Raw genomic sequence first — 13631 nt, 5'->3', positions numbered from 1 at the left:
CCCGTTCAGTCCTTGCGCGACAGCGTCTGCGGCGCCGCGCCCTGCCAGCCGCCGCCGAGCGACTTGTAGAGCGCGACCAGCGAGGTCGCGGTCTGCGTGCGCGCCTGCGCCCGCTGATCCTCGGCGTCGAGCAGGCTGCGCTCGGCGTCGAGCACGTCGATGAAATCCGCCGCGCCGGCTTCGAAGCGTACCCGCGCCAGCTGCACCGCGCGCGCGCTGGCCTGCGCCCCCTCGTCGAGCAGATCGAGCTTGCGGCGGTTCTGGCCGTAGCCGACCAGCGTGTTGGCCGTCTCCTCCAGCGCGCGCAGCACGCTCTGCTCGTAGCGCGCGAGCGCGGCGTCGGCGCCGGCGCGACGCTGCGCGACGCGCGCCTGCACGCGGCCCAGATCGAAGGCCGCCCAGCTGATGCTCGGTCCGAACGCGTAGCGATCGCTGCCGCCGTCGCCGACCGAGCCGAGATGCGCGACCGAGAAACCCGCCTCGCCAGTGAAACTCACGCGCGGGAAGTAGTCGGCGACCGCGACGCCGATGCCGGCGGTCGCGGCGGCGAGCTGACGCTCGGCGCTGGCGACGTCCGGACGCCGGCGCAGCAGCGCTTCCGGCTCGCCGATCCGCACCAGACGCGGCAACGGCGGCAGCGCCTGCGGCGCGTCCAGCTCGTCGCGCAGCGCGCTCGGCACCAGCCCGGCGAGCATCGCGAGACGGTGCTCGGCGTTGGCGACCGCGGTGCGCAGATCCGGCACGCGCGCGCGCGTCGCCGCCAGCTGCGCGCGCGCGCGTTCGCGGTCGAACTCGGTGCCGCGGCCGTAGGCCAGACGCGCCTCGGTGTAGTTCAGCGTGCCGAGCTGGTTGTCGGCGTTGCGTTCGGCGACCGCCAGCCGCGCCTGCGCGCCGCGCAGCTCGAAATAAGTGCGCGCGACCTCGGCGGCGACCGACAGCTGCGCGGCGCGCAGGTCGGCGGCCAGCGCCTCCTCGTTGGCGCGGCTGGCCTCGTTGAGACGCCGCACGCGGCCGAACAGATCGAGCTCCCAGGACGCGTCGAAGCCGGCGTCGTAAAGCTCGCTGTGGCGGTCGTCGCGGCTGTAGCCCGGCGCCTGGTCGGCGCTCTGCTGCGCGACCGTGTAGCCGGCGCCGGCCGTCACCGTCGGCAGATAGTCGAGGAAGGCCTCGCGGCGCAGCGCGCGCGCCTGGTTGAGATTGGCGAGCGCGATGCGCAGATCGTGATTGGCGGTCAGCGCGCGCGCTTCGAGCGCCTCCAGGCCGGCGTCGCCGAAGCTGGCCCAGAACTGCGCCGGCGGCGCTTCGGCGCTGTAGAACGCGGGGTCGAGGCCGATGTCGGCGACCGCCTGCGCGGCCGGCAGCGGCGGCGCCCGGTAATCCGGGCCGACCGCGCAGGCCGTCAGCGCCGCCGCGCCGAGCGCGATCAGCAGGGGCTTGAGCGCCGCGCGGCGCCGTGAAAAACGTGAGGTGTTCATGCGAGTGCGGGTTCGTCGATCACGGCCGGCTCCAGCGCGGGGTAGTCGATGTAGCCGCGCGGGCCCGGCGTGTAGAGCAGCGAGAAATCCGGCTGCGCGAGCGGCGCCTGCTTGCGGAAGCGCTCGACGAGGTCGGGGTTGGCGAGGAACGGCTTGCCGTAGACGATGCCGTCGGCACGGCCGCTGGCGAGATCGGCGGCGCCGCTGTCGCGGTCGTAGCCGCCGTTGCGCAGCAGCACGCCGCGGTAGTGCAGACGCGCGATGTCGGCGAGCGCCTCTTCCTCCGGCGCATCGTGCTGCTCGTGGCGCAGGTCGAGAAAAGCGACGGCGCGGCGCTCGATCTCCTGCGCCACGTACTGCACCAGCGCGCGCGGATCCGAGTCGCTGATGTCGTTGTAAGCGACCAGCGGCGAGATACGCAGGCCGACGCGACCGGAGCCGAACACGGCGATCGCCTCGTCGAGCACCGCGAGCAGCAGGCGCGCGCGGTTTTCGAGCGACCCGCCGTACGCGTCGCTGCGGTCGTTGACGCTGTCGCGCAGGAACTGGTCGAGCAGGTAGCCGTGCGCACCGTGGATCTCGACGGCGTCGAAGCCGGCGCGGTGCGCGTTCTCGATGCCGCGGCGGAATTGCGCGACGACCTCGCCGATCTCGGCGAGCGTCAGGCGCCGCGGCGCGGCGACGACGCGGTCGTCGCCCTGCGGCAGGCGGATCGCGCGGTCGGTCGACGACACCGGCTGCGCGCCATCGTTGAGGCCCGGCAGCGCGGCGCGGCCCGGATGGAAGACCTGCAGCGCGATGCGGCCGCCGGCGGCGTGCACGGCGTCGACCACCTGCCGCCAGCCGGCGACCTGGGCCTCATCGTAGACGCCCGGATCGGCGCCGAAAGCGCTGGTCCGCGGCGCCACCGAGGTCGCCTCGGCGATCAGCAGGCCGGCGCTGGCGCGCTGCGCGTAATGCGTGGCCATCAGCGCGCCGGGCACGTGACCCGGTTCGGCGCGCGTGCGCGTCATCGGCGCCATGATGATGCGGTTCGGCAGGTGGAGGTCGCCGAGCTGCAGCGGGGAAAAGAGTGAAGCGCTCATGAGGATGCTCCTGTTTTTCTTGTTGGACGGCGGCGTCTTCAGACGGCGGCGAGATGCGGCGCGACGAAGGCCGCGAGCTGTGCCTTCGGCACCGCGCCGACCTGGGTCGCCGCCAGCTCGCCGTCCTTGAACAGCATCAGCGTCGGTATGCCGCGAATGCCGAGTGCGGCGGCCACCTGCGGGTTTTCGTCGACATTGAGCTTGACGATCTTCAGGCGTTCGCCGTTCTCGACGGCGAGCTGGTCGAGCACCGGCGCGACCATGCGGCAGGGGCCGCACCACTCCGCCCAGAAATCGACGAGTACCGGCTGCCGGCCGCTCGCCTGGCGGACGTCCTGCTCGAAGCTGGCGTCGGTGACATGGGAAATGCGTTCATTCATGACAGATATCTCCTTGGACGATGGAGGGACGGCGCTCAGGCGAGCGCCGGCTCGTCGACGACGATGTCGAGCTGGCCGCGGCGACGGATGATCTGCTGCTTGGCGGCCGCCAGCGTGGCGGCATCGCGGCGTTCCAGATGCAGCGCCTCGGCCGACAGGCCTTCGAGCTGCAGACGCAGCGCGGCATCGACCGCCCTCGCCCACTCCGTCGCCGCGACGACGACGTGCAGGCCCTGCTGCGCGAGGGCGCGTGCCTGCGCGTAGCGCTCGGCGCGCTGCACCTCGGTGATCAATGCGACCCGTTCCTGGGGAAATGCCATCGTGGACTCCTTTGCGGCCGCGAGGCCGCCTTGCGTACCGCCCGGCAGCGACGGCTACCAGGGCAAGACCTGACCGAGGTGGATGAGCTTGCCGCTCGGCCCGTCCGGGCCGAGCAGCGCCAGCGCGACGCTGGTGCGCGCGCCGTCCGGCACGTCGAGCTCGCCGGCGCCGGCGTTCATCTCGGTCTTCACGTAACCCGGATGGGCGGCGTTGACCTTGATCGGCGTGTCGCGCAGCTCGTAGGCCAGATGCACGGTGTAGCTGTTGACCGCGCTCTTCGACGCGCTGTAGGCCGGCACCGCCTTGAACTCGTAGATCGGCGAGCCCGGCGTCTCGTGCAGCGTGTTCGAGCCGAGAATGCTCGACAGGTGCACGATGCGGCCTGCCTCCGACTTCTTCAGCAGCGGCAGGAACGCCTGCGTGGTCTCGACCAGGCCGAACAGATTGGTCTCGAAGATGCGCCGCCATTCGGCGACCGGCTGCGACGACGGCCGGCCGTCCGGACTGCTGCTGATGATGCCGGCGTTGTTGATGAGGATGTCGAGGCGGCCGTGACGACGCGCGACCTCCTCGGCGGCGGCGGCGATGCTCGCCGCGTCGGTGACGTCGAGCTGCACGGCCTCGGCCTGGTGCGCGCCTTTGCGCAGCGCGCGCGCCGCCTCGACGGCCTTGCCGTAGTCGCGCGCGGCGACGATCACTAGCACATCCTGATCGGCGAGCTGGCGCGCGGTCTCCAGACCGATGCCGCGGTTGCCGCCGGTGACGAGTGCGATCTTTGCCATGGTGTTGCTCCTGTCTCTAGTGCTGGCCCGCGGGCGCGGTGGCCGGCGTGGCGGGAAGGTTGGAAGCCGTCGCGCGGCGCAGGGCGAGCCGGCGCAGCGCGACATAGAACAGCGGCGTGAAGAACAGACCGAAGAAGGTCACGCCGATCATGCCGAAGAACACGGCGATGCCCATCGCCTGGCGCATCTCGGCGCCGGCGCCGCTCGCCGTCACCAGCGGCAGCACGCCGAAGATGAAGGCGAACGAGGTCATCAGGATCGGCCGCAGGCGCAGGCGGCAGGCTTCGAGCGCGGCGTCGAGCGTCGCCATGCCGCGCGCTTCCAGCTCGCGGGCGAACTCGACGATCAGGATCGCGTTCTTGGCCGCCAGGCCGACCAGCACGAACAGGCCGATCTGCGTGAAGATGTTGACCTCGCTCTTCATCAGGAAGATGCCGGCGAGCGCCGACAGCAGCGTCATCGGCACGATCAGGATCACCGCCAGCGGCAGCATCAGGCTCTCGTACTGCGCGGCGAGCACGAGGAACACGAACAGCACTGCCAGCGGCAGCACGATTGCCAGCGCCTGCGCCGCGCCGATCTGCTGGAAAGCCAGATCCGTCCATTCGATATGCACGCCGTTGGGCAGCGTTTCCTTCGCCACGCGCTCGACCGCCGCCATCGCCTGGCCGGAACTGAAGCCCGGCGCCGTCGCGCCGTTGATGTCGGCGCTCGGGAAGCCGTTGTAGCGCGCCGCGGTGTTCGGCCCGAAGTGCTCCTCGAGCCGCAGCACCGAGGCCAGCGGCACCATCTCGCCGTCGGCGTTGCGCGTCTTCAGCAGCAGCACGTCCTGCGGCCGTGCGCGATAGGCCTCGTCGGCCTGCGCGACGACGCGGAAGGTGCGCCCGAAACGATTGAAGTCGTTGATGTAGTACGAGCCCAGATAGACCTGCAGCGTGCGGAACACGGCGTCGAGGTCGATGCCCAGGCGCTTGGCCTTGACGCGGTCGATGTCGGCGTAGAGCTGCGGCGCGTTGACGTCGTAGGTCGAGAACACGCCGGCCAGCTCCGGCTGCTGGCGCAGCGCGCCGACGAAGTCCTGCGTCATCTGGTACAGGCGCGCCGGGCCGGCGTCGGTGTGATCTTCGAGCTGCGCCTTGAAGCCGCCGGCGGTGCCGATGCCGAGGATCGGCGGCGGCATCACCGTGAAGATCATCGCGTCGTCGATCGCCGCCAGCTTCTGGTTCAGCTCGGCGGCGATCTGCGGACCACGCAGGCCGCGGCGCGCGTCGAAGGACTTGAGCGGGAAGAACACGATCGCCGAATCCGACGCGCGCGTGAAGCCGTTGACCGACAGGCCCGGAAACTGCACGGCGTGCTCGACGCCGGCCTGCTGCAGGCCGATCTCGCCGACCTTCTTGACGATCGCCTCGGTGCGCTCGATCGACGCGCCGGCCGGCAGCTGGATGATGCTGATCAGATAGCCCTTGTCCTGCGCCGGAATGAAGCCGTTCGGCGCCTTCATGAAGCCGACGCCGGTCAGCAGCACGAGGCCGCCGTAGACGACGAAGCTGAGCGCGCCGACGCGCAGCACCTTGCGCACGCCGCGCTGGTAGCCGGACGCGCCGCGCGCGAAGACGCGGTTGAACGGCCGGAACAGCCAGCCGAAGGCTCCGTCGATCAGGCGCTGCAGGCGGTCCGGCTTGGCGTCGTGGCCGCGCAGCAGCAGCGCCGCCAGCGCCGGCGACAGCGTCAGTGAATTGAACGCCGAAATGATCGCGGCGAAAGCGATGACCAGCGCGAACTGCCGGTAGAACTGGCCGTTGAAGCCGCCGACGAAGGCCGGCGGCACGAACACCGCGCACAGCACCAGCGAGATCGCGATGATCGGTCCGGCGACCTCGTCCATCGAGCGGTGCGCGGCGGCGCGCGGCGCCAGGCCGTCGGCGATGCCGCGCTCGATGTTCTCGACGACGACGATGGCGTCGTCGACGACGATGCCGACCGCCAGGACCAGACCGAACAGCGTCAGCGTGTTGATCGAGAAGCCGAAGACCTGCATCGCCGCGAAGCTGCCGATGATCGCCACCGGCACGGCGACGATCGGGATCAGCGCCGCGCGCCAGGTCTGCAGGAACAGGATGACGACGATGACGACCAGCAGCAGCGCTTCGAGCAGGGTCTCGATCACGGCGCGAATCGACTCGCGCACGAACACCGTCGGGTCGTAGATGATCGAGTAGTCGACGCCCTGCGGAAACGTCTGCTTGAGCTCGGCCATCGTCTTGCGCACGTTGTCGGCCAGTTCGAGCGCGTTGGCGCCCGGCTGCAGGAACACCGGCAGCGCGACCGCGGCGCGGTTGTCGAGCAGCGAACGCAGCGCGTACTGGCCGGCACCGAGCTCGATGCGGGCGACGTCGGCGAGCTGCGTGATCTCGCCGTCGGTGCCGGTCTTGATGACGATATCGCCGAACTGGCGCTCGTCGTTGAGACGGCCGCGCGCGTCGATCGCCAGCTGGAACGCCGGATTGTGTTCGAGCGGCGGCGCGCCGACGCTGCCGGCAGCGACCTGCACGTTCTGCTCTCGCACGGCGCGCACCACGTCGTCGACCGTCAGGCTGCGCGAGGCCAGCTTCTGCGGGTCCAGCCACAGGCGCATCGCGTAATCGCCGGAACCGAACATCTGCACGTCGCCGGCGCCCGGCAGGCGCGCGAGGCGGTCGCGCACCTGGATCACCGCGAGATTGCGCAGATAGAGGCCGTCGTAGCGACCGTCCGGCGAGTACAGATGCACGACCATCGTCAGGTTCGGCGAGCTCTTGCGCGTCGTCACGCCGGCGGCGCGCACCTCTTCCGGCAGACGCGGCAGCGCCTGCGCGACGCGGTTCTGCACCTGCACCTGGGCGCGGTCGATGTCGGTGCCGAGACGGAACGTCACCGTCAGCTGCAGCGTGCCGTCCTGCTGCGCCTGCGAGTTCATGTAGATCATGTCCTCGACGCCGACGATCTCCTGCTCCAGCGGCGTGGCGATGGTGTCGGCCAGCGTCTGCGCGGTCGCGCCCGGGTACTGGGCGGTGACGACAACGGTCGGCGGCACCACTTCCGGATATTCGGCAACCGGCAGGCGGAACACCGCGATCAGGCCGGCGACGAGCACCAGGAACGAGAGCACGCCGGCGAAGATCGGCCGCTCGATGAAGAAATGGGTCAGTTTCATGGCTTCCTTTCGAAGCGCGTGCGTGCCCGCAGGCGCCTTCAGTTGATGGCGAAGGCCATCGCGTCGCGCGCGTCGGCCGTCGGCTGCGGCGCGTCCTCGACCTTGGCCGCGACGCTCATGCCCGGCCGCACGCGCTGCTGGCCGGCGACGATCACGCGTTCGCCCGGCTGCAGGCCGTCGCGCACCACGCGCAGGCCGTCATGCGTGTCGCCGAGCGTCACCGCGCGGTACTGCACGGCGCCGTGCTCGTCGACGACGTAGACGAACTTCTTGCTCTGGTCGGTGCCGATCGCACGCTCGTCGAGCAGCGTCGCCGCATAGCGGCCGCTGCCGGCCAGCTGCAGGCGCGCGAACAGACCCGGCGTGAGGCGGCCGTCCGGGTTCGCCAGCACGGCGCGGGCGCGGATCGTGCCGGTCTGCGGATCGAGCGCGTTGTCGATGAAGTCGATGCGGCCGGCGTGCGGGTAGCCGTCCTCGTTGGCGAGGCCGACGTAGACCGGCAGCGCCGCGTCACGCTCGCTCGGGCGCTCGCCGCGGCTGGCCAGATCGGCGTACTTGAGGTAGCTCTGCTCATCGCCATCGAAATAGACGTAGATCGGATCGACCGAGACCACCGAGGTCAGCACCGTCTGGCCGGCCGCGACGAAGTTGCCGGCGGTGACGGCGGCGCGCGACACGCGTCCGGCGATCGGCGCGGTGACGCGCGTGAACTCCAGGTCCAAGCGCGCCGCCTCGACTGCGGCGCGCGCCGCGCGCAGACCGGCGCTCGCCTGGCCACGGTTGCTGGCGCGGGCGTCGTACTCCTCCTTGGAGATCGCGTGCGCCTGCAGCAGGCTTTCGGCGCGCGCCGATTCGCTGGCGGCGAGCTCGTCCTGCGCGCGGGCGCGGGCCAGCTCGGCCTCGGCCTGATCGAGCCGCGCCCGATACGGCCGCGGATCGATCTGGAACAGCAGCTCGCCCTTCTTGACCAGCGCGCCTTCGGTGTAGGCGACGCGATCGATGTAGCCGGTCACGCGCGGACGCAGCTCGACATGCTCGACCGCTTCGAAGCGGCCGGTGTAACGGTCCCAGTCGACGATCTGCTGCTGCACGACGGCACGGACGGTGACTTCCGGCGCCGGCGGCGCGGCGGCGGCGCTGGCGTCCTGCGCGCTGCAGCCGGACAGGCCGGCGGCGGCCAGCACGAACAGCGCCAGCGGCAGCAGGCTCAGCGTAGAATTGCTGATGAACGGACGGGTCTGCGAGGCCATGAAACTTCTCCGAACGGTCGGCCCGCCTGACGGCGCGCCGAGGGGGATGAGATGCCAGCACCCCGTCCGTCCGGTTGACGTCCGTGTCGAATCGGGGGAAGCTGCGTGCGTTACCGGTCAGTAACGTTGGAGCGTAAGTTACCGGTCAGTAACATTCGCTGTCAAGAGGTTTCGTCGTGGTCGAGGTAAACGTTTATGAGTGAAGGCAAATCGCGGTCGTCGCCGGTGCCTGCAGCGGCGCCGGAATGCGGCGGCGGAGGCCGCGTCCGCGACCGCATCTTCAAGACCGCGCGCGAGCTGTTCTACCGCCAGGGCATCCGCGCCGTCGGCGTCGATGCCATCGCCTGCGGCGCCGGCACCAACAAGATGAGCTTCTACCGCAGCTTCCCGTCCAAGGACGATCTGGTCGCCGAGTGCCTGAAGGCGCAGGTCGCCGAGTACTGGGAGCGCTGGAACGCGTCGATCGCCCCCTATGCCGGCAACCCGCGCCGCCAGATCGAAGCGATCTTCGAATCGACGATCGCCAAGTCCTGCGGCGAGGACGCCTGCGGCTGCCCGCTGAGCAACGCCGCCGTCGAGCTGCGCGAGGCGGAACACCCGGGCCATGAGGTGATCCGCGACTACAAGGCCGAGGTCCGCCGCCGCCTGCGCCAGCTCGCCGCCGAAGCCGGCGCACGCGAATCCGATGCGCTCGGCGACGCGCTGATGCTGCTGCTCGAAGGCAGCACGGTCACCCGCCTGACCTTCGCCGGGCACAGCGGGCCGCTGGCCAATTCGCTGGTCGCGGCGCGCACGCTGCTCGATGCCTACCTGCCGGCGCCGGCGAAGAAGCGCGCCGCCAAAGGCGCCGCCTGAGACGCTTCGCGCCGGACCCGCGCCAATCCCGTCAAGACGACGAAAGCCGGCCGCTCACGCGGCCGGCTTTTTTCATGCCCGCCGATCGCGATGCCGCCCGCACCTTCAGAGATCGTGCGAGAGCACCAGCCCGCCCCACAGCAGCGAGCGGTCGCCGGGTTCGGTCTTCAACTCCGAGCTCTGGTAGCGCATCACCCACGACAGGCGGTATTCGCCGGCGAGTTGCGCGGTGACGCCGATCCAGGCTTCGGCGATCAGCGGCCGCAGATCGGCGGGGCCGTAGTCGAGATCGCTGTCGCGGAACTGGCCCTGCAGGAATGCGTTGTAGAGACGCGCGTGCGCCTTGACGCCGCCCCACAGGTACAGCTCGCGTGAACCCGGATCCAGCACGCTGCCGCCGGTCGCCGGCGCCGGCTCGGCGATGTACTCGACGCGATCCGGCGGCCCCGCCCACCACGGCGTATTGATGCGGCCCCAGCGCCACGACAGCGCCACGCTGCCCTCGCTCAGATAGCCGACGCTGCCGGCGACGGCGCTCTTGATCTCGTAGCGCGCGCGGCTCCCCGAGCGGCCGGCGAGGCGCAGATCCTGCCGCGTCAACGTGTAGCGGAACGTCGGCTCGCCGCCGTCGGCGATCTGGTGGTTCCAGCCGCGCGGCCGGCGCGCGCCGATCGCGCGGTGGAACGTGCGCTGGAACGCCGGCACCAAGCCGGAGCCGAGCACGCCCAGCGAGAAGCTCGTGTGGTAGACCGTCGTGCCGCCGCTGACGTAGCTGCGCCCGTTGGCGACGTAGGCGAGGCTCGCGTAAGGGCGGTCGCCGGCGCGGATCGGCGCCGAGGTGATGCTGCCCGGCGTGAACGCCAGCGCGCCGAACTGGAGGCTGTGCAGTTCGAACGCCGCGCCGGCGGTCGGCACGAACAGGCGGTCGATCCAGCCGAGCGGCGCGTCGAGCGACACCGCCAGGTCCTGCGCCCGCCGGCCGGCGAGCGTCACGGCGACGCCGCCCGTGTAGTCCTCGTCGCGCTGCGTGGGCGTCAGCGTGTCGTTGTCGAAGTAGAAGGTCCAGCCGCTGTCTTCGCGCTCGCGGCCGCTTTCGTCGAGGACCACGCCCGGCAGCGGCTCGCGCAGAACCTCGGCCGCCCCGCCCGCCGTCGCGGCGGCCGGCCCGCCGCCGAGCACCAGCGCCGCGACGATCCCCGCCATCCGGATCAGGCGCCGCGCCGCGGCGCGCGCCGATACTGCCCGCGCTTCTTCCTTTTTCGTCTGCCCCGTCTGCCACGCCATGACTTCGATCTCCCGACTTTCCGGAAGACCCGTTCCGCGGTCCGGTGCGACGCCAGGCCGCGGGCGAGCCGCCGCCTCCGCGTCTTGACGCCCGGACCGATCGGCGGAACTTTACAGTGGGTGACCGGTCAGTAACATTGTGATATAAAGTTACCGATCGGTAACAACGAAGTCAACGGGCTGGCATGAACAGGCATTTGCCGGAGGTATCGCCGCCATGAGCCACGACAAGCGGACAACGGACCGCCAGACGCCGGAAGGCGGCACGCGCGTGCGCGACCGCATCTTCAAGACGGCGCGCGAGCTGTTCTACCGCCAGGGCATCCGCGCCGTCGGCGTCGACGACATCACCTCCGGCGCCGGCACCAACAAGATGAGCTTCTACCGCAGCTTTTCGTCGAAGGACGAGCTCGTCGCGCAATGCCTGCGCGCGCAGGAAGGCGAGTACTGGACCTGGTGGGACGAGGTCATCGCGCCGCACGCCGGCAATCCGCGTGCGCAGATCGAAGCGATCTTCGACGCCAGCGCCCGCAAGGCGCGCGACGTCGAGCGCTGCGGCTGCGCGATCAGCAATGCCGCGGTCGAGCTGCGCGACGACGCGCATCCCGGCCACGCCGTCATCCACGAACACAAGATGGAGAAGCGCCGCCGTCTGCGCGAACTCGCCGCCGCCGCCGGGGCTCGTGACGCCGACGCGCTCGGCGACGCGCTGATGCTGCTGCTCGAAGGCAGCGCCGCGACCCGGCTGACGTTCAGCGATTGCGAGACCGCCCCGCTCTGCAACGCGCTCGCCGGCGCCCGCGCGCTGCTCGACGCCCAGCTGGCGCCGCCGCGCGCCGCGCGCCGCGGCTGAACGGCGGGCGTCCCTGCCCCGGCGCGGCGATCGCCGCCCGCCGCCGACTCGGTTCGCGGTCGCAGCGCGACGCCGCCGCCGGCGCAGCGCGCCGTTCGCGAGAGCCGGCGGCCGGCACAATCCCCGACGGCGTCCGGACCGGCGCCGGCTACATTTCGATGAAGCCGCGCCGCAGCGCGATCGTCACCGCATGCGTGCGGTCCTTGGCCGACAGCTTGGCGAGCACGCTCTTCATGTGCGCCTTCACCGTTTCCTCGGCGATGCCGAGCTGCGCGGCGACCTCGCGGTTGGCGTTGCCGAGCGCGACGCAGCGCAGCACCTCGACCTCGCGCGCGCTGAGCGCATCGTCGGCGGCGTGCTCGGCGATGCCCGCGGCGATTTCCGGCGGCATGCGCCGCCGGCCGGCGTGGACGTCGCGAATGGTCTCGACCAGCTCACGGCGCAACATGCTTTTCAACAGATAGCCGGACGCGCCGGCCTTCAGCGCGCGCATCGCCTGCGCGTCGCCCTTGTAGGTGGTCAGCACGACGATGCGCGCCGACGGATACTCGCTGCGGATCTGCGTGATCGCCGCGGTGCCGCCGAGCCGCGGCATCTGCAGGTCCATCAGCGTCACGTCCGGCTGGTGACGGCGGAACTGCTCGACGGCATCCTGGCCGTCGACCGCCTCGCCGACCAGATCCATGTCGGCCTGCCCCGCCAGTACCGCGGCGATGCCCTCGCGCAGCAGCGGATGGTCGTCGACGATCAGCACGCGAATCGCCGCCCGTGGCTCGTTCATGGCATCACATCCTCGGCGACGGCCTTGCCCAGCAGCTTGCGCACGCGCGAAGCGGCAATGCCGTCGCAGTACACCACGTCGGCCGGCACACGCACGTCGATCGCGACGCCGAGGCCCGGCTGGCTCCACAGTTCGAAGCGCGCACCGAGGCGCGCCGCCCGTTCGCGCATGCCCGGCAGCCCCCAGTGGCCGGCGCGCGCGCCGGCGGCGAGCACCTCGGCCGGCAGGCCGACGCCGTCATCGCGCACGCGCAGCGCGAACTCTTCGCGACCATATTCGATTTCGACATCGATGTGGTGCGCGCGCGCGTGCTGGATGGCGTTGATGATCGCCTCGCGACCGATGCGATAGAGCTCGTCGCGCACCAGCGGATTGAGCCGCCGCGGCTTGAGCAGCGCCATCACGCGCAGCTGCGGACAGGGCTTGTCCTTGAACTCGCGGCCGACTTCGACGAAGGCCTCGTCGAGCCGTTCGATCGGCCGCGCCAGATCGCGCAGCTCGCGCACACGGTCGCGGCCCTCGACGAGCACCGCCTCGGCGCGATCGAGCGTCGTCTCCAGCATGCGGCGCGTGTCCGCGTCGGCGATGCGTTCGGCGACCGCCTGGAAACGCAGCAGCAGGCCCTGGATGCCCTGCAGCAGCGTGTCGTGCAGTTCGCGCGCGATACGCTCGCGCTCGCCGTAGCGCTCCTCGAGACGCACCCGCAGGCGCAGGGTCATCTGCCGCAGGCGCAACAGATACAGCAGCCACAGCAGCACGAACGCGAGCAGCCCGCACAGCGCGCGGAACCACCAGGTCTGGGTGAACGCCGGCGCGACCGAAAAACGCAGTGCCGCGCCGCCGTCGCGGGCGCCGGCGACGACAAAGCGATACGCGCCGGGCGGCAGGTCGGTGTAGAAGGCTTCCGTTCGCGACCCGGCGTCCTGCCAGTCACGCTCCAGCCCTTCGAGCCGGTAGCGGAAGGTCTGCGGATCGCCGTCGGCGGCGTAGTCGATGCGCAGGCGATGCACGCTGCGCGGCAGGACCAGGCCGTCGCGCGCAGGATGCCGCACGCCGTCGGCATCGAGCCCGAGCAGGTGCGGCGCCGCACGGGCGACGAACGCCGGCCGCGGCCCGTCGTCCGCTGCGGCGCCGGCGTGCGGCAGGACGGCCAGCAGCAGCACCGCGCAACCCAGCTGCCACGCCGAACGCGCGTACCTCCCGTTACCTGCCTGCATCGCATCCCCCGGCCGATCGAGCGCGCAGTGTGGTCCGCGCCGGCAGCGCCGCATCCCCCGAAAGAGGAAGTCCGCTGTTCGTTCATGCGCCACCCGTCGCCCTTGCGGCGCCGCGATCCCCCGATCGGGGGAGCCGGCGCCTGCTCTTTCCG

At 71.0% G+C, this 13631-nt stretch carries 12 protein-coding genes; 2 read left to right on the top strand and 10 right to left on the bottom strand.

Annotation, left to right across the window (positions count from 1 at the left end; all coding sequences use genetic code 11):
* Nucleotides 1-5: 5 nt before the first annotated feature.
* From K343_RS20900 to K343_RS0103930, 7 genes are read right to left on the bottom strand one after another with little or no spacing between them, the layout of a single operon-like run.
* Nucleotides 6-1475, bottom strand: coding sequence for an efflux transporter outer membrane subunit (locus K343_RS20900; protein ID WP_051277924.1), 1470 nt, complete (start codon nucleotides 1473-1475; stop codon nucleotides 6-8).
* Nucleotides 1472-2560 carry an alkene reductase gene (locus K343_RS0103955; protein WP_028006944.1) on the bottom strand — a complete coding sequence of 363 codons (1089 nt, stop codon included), beginning with the start codon at nucleotides 2558-2560 and terminating at the stop codon, nucleotides 1472-1474. The genes K343_RS20900 and K343_RS0103955 overlap by 4 nt, the downstream gene beginning before the upstream one ends.
* A 38-nt stretch (nucleotides 2561-2598) precedes the next feature.
* Nucleotides 2599-2940: a thioredoxin gene (trxA, locus tag K343_RS0103950; RefSeq protein ID WP_028006943.1), complete on the bottom strand. Its 342-nt coding sequence runs from the start codon at nucleotides 2938-2940 to the stop codon at nucleotides 2599-2601.
* A gap of 35 nt (nucleotides 2941-2975) precedes the next feature.
* Nucleotides 2976-3260 carry a Rossmann-fold NAD(P)-binding domain-containing protein gene (locus K343_RS0103945; RefSeq protein WP_154662435.1) on the bottom strand — a complete coding sequence of 95 codons (285 nt, stop codon included), beginning with the start codon at nucleotides 3258-3260 and terminating at the stop codon, nucleotides 2976-2978.
* Between the two features lie 54 nt (nucleotides 3261-3314).
* Entirely contained in the window at nucleotides 3315-4043 is a 729-nt protein-coding gene (locus K343_RS0103940; protein ID WP_028006942.1) for an SDR family oxidoreductase, read from the bottom strand.
* 16 nt (nucleotides 4044-4059) lie between these two features.
* Nucleotides 4060-7239, bottom strand: coding sequence for an efflux RND transporter permease subunit (locus K343_RS0103935; protein WP_028006941.1), 3180 nt, complete (start codon nucleotides 7237-7239; stop codon nucleotides 4060-4062).
* Nucleotides 7240-7277: 38 nt separating this feature from the next.
* Complete coding sequence (locus tag K343_RS0103930; RefSeq protein WP_051277923.1) at nucleotides 7278-8489, bottom strand: efflux RND transporter periplasmic adaptor subunit; 1212 nt, start codon at nucleotides 8487-8489, stop codon at nucleotides 7278-7280.
* Nucleotides 8490-8684: 195 nt separating this feature from the next.
* Between K343_RS0103930 and K343_RS0103925 the strand changes: the two genes are divergently transcribed.
* Nucleotides 8685-9344 (top strand): TetR/AcrR family transcriptional regulator, encoded by a 660-nt coding sequence (locus K343_RS0103925; RefSeq protein ID WP_028006939.1) that lies wholly within the window; start codon nucleotides 8685-8687, stop codon nucleotides 9342-9344.
* 105 nt (nucleotides 9345-9449) lie between these two features.
* Here the strand turns inward: K343_RS0103925 and K343_RS20895 are convergent, their stop codons facing one another.
* On the bottom strand, nucleotides 9450-10628 hold the full coding sequence (locus K343_RS20895) for a lipid A deacylase LpxR family protein (protein ID WP_051277922.1): 1179 nt from the start codon (nucleotides 10626-10628) through the stop codon (nucleotides 9450-9452).
* Between the two features lie 217 nt (nucleotides 10629-10845).
* On the opposite strand from K343_RS20895, the gene K343_RS0103915 reads away from it, so the two are divergent.
* A complete protein-coding gene (locus tag K343_RS0103915) occupies nucleotides 10846-11481 on the top strand; it encodes a TetR/AcrR family transcriptional regulator (RefSeq protein ID WP_028006938.1) in 636 nt (211 codons plus the stop codon).
* 148 nt (nucleotides 11482-11629) lie between these two features.
* Here the strand turns inward: K343_RS0103915 and K343_RS0103910 are convergent, their stop codons facing one another.
* Together K343_RS0103910 and K343_RS20890 are read right to left on the bottom strand one after the other, a co-directional pair.
* Entirely contained in the window at nucleotides 11630-12262 is a 633-nt protein-coding gene (locus K343_RS0103910; protein ID WP_028006937.1) for a response regulator transcription factor, read from the bottom strand.
* On the bottom strand, nucleotides 12259-13479 hold the full coding sequence (locus K343_RS20890; RefSeq protein ID WP_161628853.1) for an ATP-binding protein: 1221 nt from the start codon (nucleotides 13477-13479) through the stop codon (nucleotides 12259-12261). Before K343_RS20890 ends, K343_RS0103910 begins: the two co-directional genes overlap by 4 nt.
* Nucleotides 13480-13631 lie beyond the last annotated feature (152 nt).

This window comes from Solimonas flava DSM 18980 (genome assembly GCF_000426685.1).
Classification (GTDB): Bacteria; Pseudomonadota; Gammaproteobacteria; order Nevskiales; family Nevskiaceae; genus Solimonas; species Solimonas flava.
This window is presented reverse-complemented; position numbering and strand designations above follow the sequence as displayed.

Excerpts from the sequence above, each read along its gene's own strand:
- K343_RS0103925 (WP_028006939.1), top strand. The coding sequence starts at position 8,685 with ATGAGTGAAGGCAAATCGCGGTCGTCGCCGGTGCCTGCAGCGGCGCCG.
- K343_RS20895 (WP_051277922.1), bottom strand. The coding sequence starts at position 10,628 with ATGGCGTGGCAGACGGGGCAGACGAAAAAGGAAGAAGCGCGGGCAGTA.
- K343_RS0103930 (WP_051277923.1), bottom strand. The coding sequence starts at position 8,489 with ATGGCCTCGCAGACCCGTCCGTTCATCAGCAATTCTACGCTGAGCCTG.
- K343_RS0103915 (WP_028006938.1), top strand. The coding sequence starts at position 10,846 with ATGAGCCACGACAAGCGGACAACGGACCGCCAGACGCCGGAAGGCGGC.
- K343_RS0103940 (WP_028006942.1), bottom strand. The coding sequence starts at position 4,043 with ATGGCAAAGATCGCACTCGTCACCGGCGGCAACCGCGGCATCGGTCTG.
- K343_RS0103955 (WP_028006944.1), bottom strand. The coding sequence starts at position 2,560 with ATGAGCGCTTCACTCTTTTCCCCGCTGCAGCTCGGCGACCTCCACCTG.
- K343_RS0103945 (WP_154662435.1), bottom strand. The coding sequence starts at position 3,260 with ATGGCATTTCCCCAGGAACGGGTCGCATTGATCACCGAGGTGCAGCGC.
- K343_RS20900 (WP_051277924.1), bottom strand. The coding sequence starts at position 1,475 with ATGAACACCTCACGTTTTTCACGGCGCCGCGCGGCGCTCAAGCCCCTG.
- K343_RS20890 (WP_161628853.1), bottom strand. The coding sequence starts at position 13,479 with ATGCAGGCAGGTAACGGGAGGTACGCGCGTTCGGCGTGGCAGCTGGGT.
- K343_RS0103935 (WP_028006941.1), bottom strand. The coding sequence starts at position 7,239 with ATGAAACTGACCCATTTCTTCATCGAGCGGCCGATCTTCGCCGGCGTG.
- K343_RS0103910 (WP_028006937.1), bottom strand. The coding sequence starts at position 12,262 with ATGAACGAGCCACGGGCGGCGATTCGCGTGCTGATCGTCGACGACCAT.
- trxA (WP_028006943.1), bottom strand. The coding sequence starts at position 2,940 with ATGAATGAACGCATTTCCCATGTCACCGACGCCAGCTTCGAGCAGGAC.